Annotated in this window: 6 protein-coding genes; 2 read left to right on the forward strand and 4 right to left on the reverse strand. The window is 33.7% G+C overall.

All coding sequences use genetic code 11. The features are described from left to right. A partial coding sequence (locus VIL26_01185) for a polysaccharide deacetylase family protein (GenBank protein ID HEY8389556.1) occupies positions 1–411 on the forward strand: 411 nt, incomplete at its 5' end. 268 nt (positions 412–679) lie between these two features. On the opposite strand, the gene VIL26_01190 is transcribed toward VIL26_01185, so the two are convergent. Further along, a complete protein-coding gene (locus VIL26_01190) occupies positions 680–829 on the reverse strand; it encodes a hypothetical protein (GenBank protein HEY8389557.1) in 150 nt (49 codons plus the stop codon). A 406-nt stretch (positions 830–1,235) separates the two neighbouring features. Here VIL26_01190 and VIL26_01195 point away from each other — a divergent pair, with 406 nt between their 5' ends. Next, a complete protein-coding gene (locus tag VIL26_01195) occupies positions 1,236–3,065 on the forward strand; it encodes a glycoside hydrolase family 3 protein (GenBank protein HEY8389558.1) in 1,830 nt (609 codons plus the stop codon). Positions 3,066–3,140: 75 nt separating this feature from the next. Here the strand turns inward: VIL26_01195 and VIL26_01200 are convergent, their stop codons facing one another. The 3 genes from VIL26_01200 to VIL26_01210 all read right to left on the reverse strand — a co-directional run. Beyond that, entirely contained in the window at positions 3,141–3,878 is a 738-nt protein-coding gene (locus VIL26_01200; GenBank protein HEY8389559.1) for a glycerophosphodiester phosphodiesterase family protein, read from the reverse strand. A 14-nt stretch (positions 3,879–3,892) separates the two neighbouring features. Continuing rightward, on the reverse strand, positions 3,893–5,158 hold the full coding sequence (locus tag VIL26_01205; protein ID HEY8389560.1) for a Gfo/Idh/MocA family oxidoreductase: 1,266 nt from the start codon (positions 5,156–5,158) through the stop codon (positions 3,893–3,895). A 40-nt stretch (positions 5,159–5,198) separates the two neighbouring features. After that, a partial coding sequence (locus tag VIL26_01210) for a hypothetical protein (protein HEY8389561.1) occupies positions 5,199–5,657 on the reverse strand: 459 nt, incomplete at its 5' end.

A 5,657-nucleotide genomic window follows, 5' to 3' on the forward strand; every position in this document is an offset into this window, starting at 1 on the left:
AAGCAAGTTGCCAATGCTTTAAAACTAAACGGCTGGCAAATCGCTTGCCATAGTTATAGCCATTCTAATAAGTTCAAAAACGGCTCAATCAGTGTTCAAAGTTTTACTAATGACCTAAAAAAATGGAAAAATATTATAGAACCTATCACAGGCAAAACTAATATCTACATACCGCCTTTCGGAACACACTTTTTACCCTCTGACAGACGGCTGAAAGTATTAAAAGAAAATGGTTTTAATATCTTCTGTCCTGTAAGCAAAAATATGTCTATAAGTTATCAAAATAATATGTTGATAAGTGAACGTCTTAATTTTGACGGATTTACAATGATAAAATATCCGCAAAGAATTAAAAAGCACTTTTTTAACCCAGTCGCGATTATAGACCCTCAACGACCAAAAATGAAATAAATTAAAAATCCTAAAAACCGCCCAAGATAAACTTATAGGCAGTTAAAATATAGAAAGGCAAAAAACATCATAAAAAAATCTTATTTGGGAGTTTATAGACTTTAGATCCTTTATCTTAAGTTTTTTTCTAATCTTAAGATTCTTTTGACTAACATCACATTGATTTTTTTCAATTAATTCTTTTGTTTTTTAGCAGCCTGTTTTCTGCTTTCTTTTGTTTTAAATTTTTCCTTATATGTTTTTTGCCATTTCCGATATTCAAACATTATTAATTGATATCATATAAATTAATATCTTCTTTTTTCACAAGCTCAATATTCTTAGGCAATGTAATATCGCTTATAACTTTTCCATGTTCTTCCATGCGATGAGAACCAATAATTTCACCGTAAGGAGTAGATAGATTCCCTTTGCCCATTTAAGACCGCACAAATCAGGTATGATTGCAACCTTCTTACAACCTTCCTCTAAAATATGGATTCCAAGCACTGTATAAAATACCTTTTAACTCATTTTTCAAAACAGTAAATTACATATGATACGGATTGGTGCATTCGCTGACTTTTCTGGTAACCATTGATTTATCCCATTATATAAATTATTTACCGCAGTAAATTTTTTTTAATTCATCATACAATATTTTTTTACTTTGTCAATTAATTTTTGATGCAAAACTTTAGTTGTTTTTACTATATCTTATTCAACAAAAAATAAATAATCATATGTAAGTCATTATTTAATGTTACTAATATTTTTTTAATTTTGATATTGACTATATAAAAGACAAATGATATTTTAAATATATAGTGTTGGGGAGGATATAAATGAAAAAACACCTTTCTTTTTTTCTTTCTATTCTGATTTTAATATGCTTAATATCTATTAATTTTTTAGGCTGTAAAGATAAGGATGATGCTATTTATCTTAATCCTTCTTATAGCGTAGAAAAAAGAGTTGAAGACTTGATTAGTAGAATGACGCTAAAAGAAAAAGCGGGACAGATGGTTCAAGGAGAACAAGCATATGTAAGCCAAAAAGAAATGACTAACCTGGGATTAGGTTCTATTTTGAGCGGAGGGGGATCTATACCAAACGGTATAAATACTGTTGAAAATTGGATAAAAACAATTAATAATTATCAAAGTGCTGCATTACAAACGCGTCTAAAAATACCGTATTTTTATGGCGTTGATGCTGTGCATGGACACAACACATTAAAACACGCAGTTATTTTTCCTCATAATATAGGAATTGGCGCGGCAAATGACCCTGAATTAACAAAACAAATGGGCGCTTATGTTGCTAAAGAAATGAAATTAACTGGTGTCCTGTTTAATTTTGGTCCATGTGTGGCGGTAGTACAGGATCTCAGATGGGGGCGCACTTACGAAAGCTTTTCTTCTGATCCTGATATTGTTAGCAGTCTTGCAAAAAGTTATTTAAAAGGACAGCAAAGTGAAAATGTACTTGCATGCGCTAAGCATTATGTCGGCGACGGCGGAACGCAATTCGGTACTGGAAAAGACGAACTCATTGATCGCGGTGATGTAATAATAGATGAAGAGAAATTCAGAGAATTATATTTAGAACCTTATAAGCAAATGATCGAAAACGGCGTAAAATGCATTATGGTTTCATTTAATTCTTATCATGGAAAAAAGATGCACGAAAACAAATATTGGATAACTGATGTTTTAAAAAATGAATTGGGCTTTAGCGGTTTTGTCATTTCAGACTGGGAAGGTATTTGGGAAATTAAAGCACCGACCTATGAGGAAAAAGTAATGATTGCAGTTAATTCTGGACTTGATATGTTTATGGAACCAAGTAACTACAAAAACGCTATAAATGCCATTGTAAAAGGAGTTAAGAATAATAAAATATCTCAAGAAAGAGTGGATGATGCAGTAGCACGAATTTTGAAAGTAAAATTTGAAATGGAACTTTTTGAAAAGCCTTATCTAAGCCAAGACGATATTGGTATAAATGAATTGGGAACTTCTGAAGGTCGAGCTTTAGCTAAGCAACTGGTTGAAAAATCGCAAGTATTGCTAAAAAACAATAATAATATTTTGCCTTTTAAAAATGGTCAAAAAATATATATTACTGGTCCAGCAGCAGATGACCTTGGCGTTCAATGCGGCGGATGGACTATTACATGGCAAGGACTCACAGGTAACTCACTAACTAAAGGCACAACTATTTTACAAGGTCTAAAAAATATCGCGTCAAAACATAATCTAGAAATTATTACGGATAAAAATAGAGCTTCTGAAGCCGATGTCGTCCTATTAGCGATAGGAGAAATCCCCTATGCCGAATATCAAGGAGATACATCCAATCCTTCTATAATAGGGAACAAAGCACTAACTCAAAACCAAGTTGACATCGACTTTGCCAAAACTCTTAATAAACCTATTATCACGGTAATCGTTGCGGGACGCAATGTGCTGATTAATGATTATATAAACGACTGGGATGCTGTCGTAATGAGCTATTTGCCTGGCACAGAAGGCGACGGAATCGCTTCTGTTTTAACTGGCGAAGCAAAATTCACAGGCAAACTTCCCATGCCTTGGTACAAATCAGTAGATGACATCAATTCTCAAAATCCAGATTATCTGTTTGAATTAGGGTATGGTTTGACCACCTAAAAATACTCCTTTAAATAGTCAAAAAGCATTTAGCCTATAAGACTAAATGCTTTTTTTCTTTGGTTACCTGTTTTTTTATTGTTTAGGGATAAAATTTTCAAAAATTATGTTATTTACACGGTTTTTGATTTTGTCATAAACTTCCTGAGAGCGTACTGTCCAAACAATTAAAGGCATTTTGCCTTCAATACCTTTTAAAAATTCGCTTGCATCCAATCTGTTTACGCCAAAATCTATGAAATCTACTTTTTTCTCGGTATCACTGGTAAGCTCCAAGACCATTTGTCTTGCAGCTTCGGGATAATCTTCGATAGTTAATGCGTCTGACAAAAAGCCTCTTGTAAATTCAGGTGCATGAGTTCTGAAGAAATCTACGCTAAAGGGATTAAAAGACTTAACAATAAAATTGCCTTTATAACTTTTTAGCATGGGTAAAACAATTTCTTCTAGTTCTGTGTCCTGTTCATCTAAGCTTCTCTTTTTGAATTCGATCATCAGACCGGAATTGGTGCCTTCGCATAATTTAAGTACATCCTTAAATGCCGGTATGCCAGCTTGAGAATCTTTGTACCTAACTTTTTTGAGTTCTTCGTATGTAAGGTCACTTACATCTTTATCACAATCAGTCAAACGCGCCAAGTTCAAATCATGAAATACTACCACAACTTTGTCCTTAGTCAGCTGAACATCAAGTTCGATGTTATATCCGTTTTTTACTGCTGCTTCAAATGCTTGCATGGTGTTTTCTCTTATTTCTCCGCCGTGTAAGCCTCTGTGTGCTACAAATCTTTCATACAACCATTTGTCTTTCATAGTTATTTCCTCTTTTATTCTTTTGTTATTTCTTTTATATAATCGTCAATTACTATGTTTTTACCGCCCAATACTCTTGATCTCTCTGCGACGCAAGCGTTGATATGGCTTGAAATGCTTTGGTCTATATTAGCTACATAACAACTTTCATTAGACAGCATATCAACGAATCGATTAGTTAATACAAGATCTCCATTTCCATGTCCGATCATATGGGGAAATTCTTTATTAATATCTATTGTTTGGTTTTGTCCGTCCCAGCAATTAACCTGTATAATGTTATCTCTGTCATTGGCTATTATTTCGCCCTTTGTTCCTGAAATACGCAATTCTCTAAAGCAATCTTTTGAGAAAATATTCATGTGTAATGTTGCAGTTACTTCATTTTCATATTGCATCAATACTGTTTGATGATCCACAACATTGTTGTCGCAATCCCATACGCAAATTCCATAAGGACCTGTTCTCAAACCGTTCATGATGCTTTCTTTGGATTGGTCAACGGAAACGTACTGTGCAAGCCAACCGTTGTTGTTATTTGTTGCTTGATTGATATAAACATTAATCGCATTATATTCGCAAGTATCCAAATAGGGACAACCATCAGTACATCTGTGAGTTGCGCCTTGAGGCTTGAACTTTTTGTTGAAATATTTTAAGCTGCCTATAGAAGACAAACTTATACAACGTTTATCAAGCAAATAATTGATCATGTCAAGGTCATGACAGCATTTTGCAAGAATCATCGGACTAGAAGTGTTGCTGTTGTTCCAATTTCCTCTTACAAATGAATGCGCATAATGCCAAAAACCTACATTTTCTGTCTGTGACATGTCAATAATATCACCTATTTTTCCGCTAGTGATTATGTTCTTAATGGTATCATAAAAAGGAGCGTACCGTAAGACATGCGCTACTATTACCTTTTTGTTAAGTTCATTTGCTTTTTTAGCAATTTTCAAGCATTCTACGGGATTAGGACTAATAGGCTTTTCTAACAAAACATCGTAACCCAAATCCAATGCTTTCATCACGCTATAATAATGATCATCATCGTCATTAGCGATAATTATTCCATCAGCCCTTTTTAGCTTTAGTAATTCGTCTTGATCGACAAAACATTGATCATCTGTTAGGTTAAAGAACTCCTTAAGTTTGGCTACTTTTTCTTTGTTTATATCACAAATTGCTACAACTTTTGCCTTATCGTTGTTTTTTAGACAATTTGCATAAATATATCCGCCTCGAGCCCCTAATCCTAAAATCGCAATAGTAACCATGATTTATCTTTTGTACTCCTTTATGTTATTGAAAGCCAAGCTATATATTGTTAGGACTTGCGGTTTGTATCCAGCTATTAAATCTAAAGTTTTTGTCTTTGTAATAGTTCTGCATGTTACCGAAATAGTCCAATATATCTTCTTCTAATTCTTCAATTTTATCTATTTTGCCGTTGCAGTAATCAAGAATACGTGCACGAACTGCTTTTGTCCTTTGCATCAAACCGCCGAGGCGTATATCCTGAACTTCAAATCCATTTCCTTTATTTTCTTTATACCATTGAGCAGAAAAACTTTGATAAAAAGCTTCTAGCTTTTGAGAAACTAATTCATATTGCTCACAAAGCTTGATTAATCCTGCCTTGTCTTTTTGCTTATATAAGCTTCTGGTTTTAACGCCCATATTGTATTTAACTGCCAAAAGCTCTAATAAATTTAACTGATTTTGAAATATATATTTGTATTCTTCTGGTGCGGCCGCCACTACTTCTTTGAGCTT

The sequence above is a fragment of the Clostridia bacterium genome (assembly GCA_036562685.1).
Classification (GTDB): domain Bacteria; phylum Bacillota; class Clostridia; order Christensenellales; family DUVY01; genus DUVY01.

Excerpts from the sequence above, each read along its gene's own strand:
- VIL26_01190 (HEY8389557.1), bottom strand. The coding sequence starts at position 829 with ATGGGCAAAGGGAATCTATCTACTCCTTACGGTGAAATTATTGGTTCT.
- VIL26_01195 (HEY8389558.1), top strand. The coding sequence starts at position 1,236 with ATGAAAAAACACCTTTCTTTTTTTCTTTCTATTCTGATTTTAATATGC.
- VIL26_01200 (HEY8389559.1), bottom strand. The coding sequence starts at position 3,878 with ATGAAAGACAAATGGTTGTATGAAAGATTTGTAGCACACAGAGGCTTA.
- VIL26_01205 (HEY8389560.1), bottom strand. The coding sequence starts at position 5,158 with ATGGTTACTATTGCGATTTTAGGATTAGGGGCTCGAGGCGGATATATT.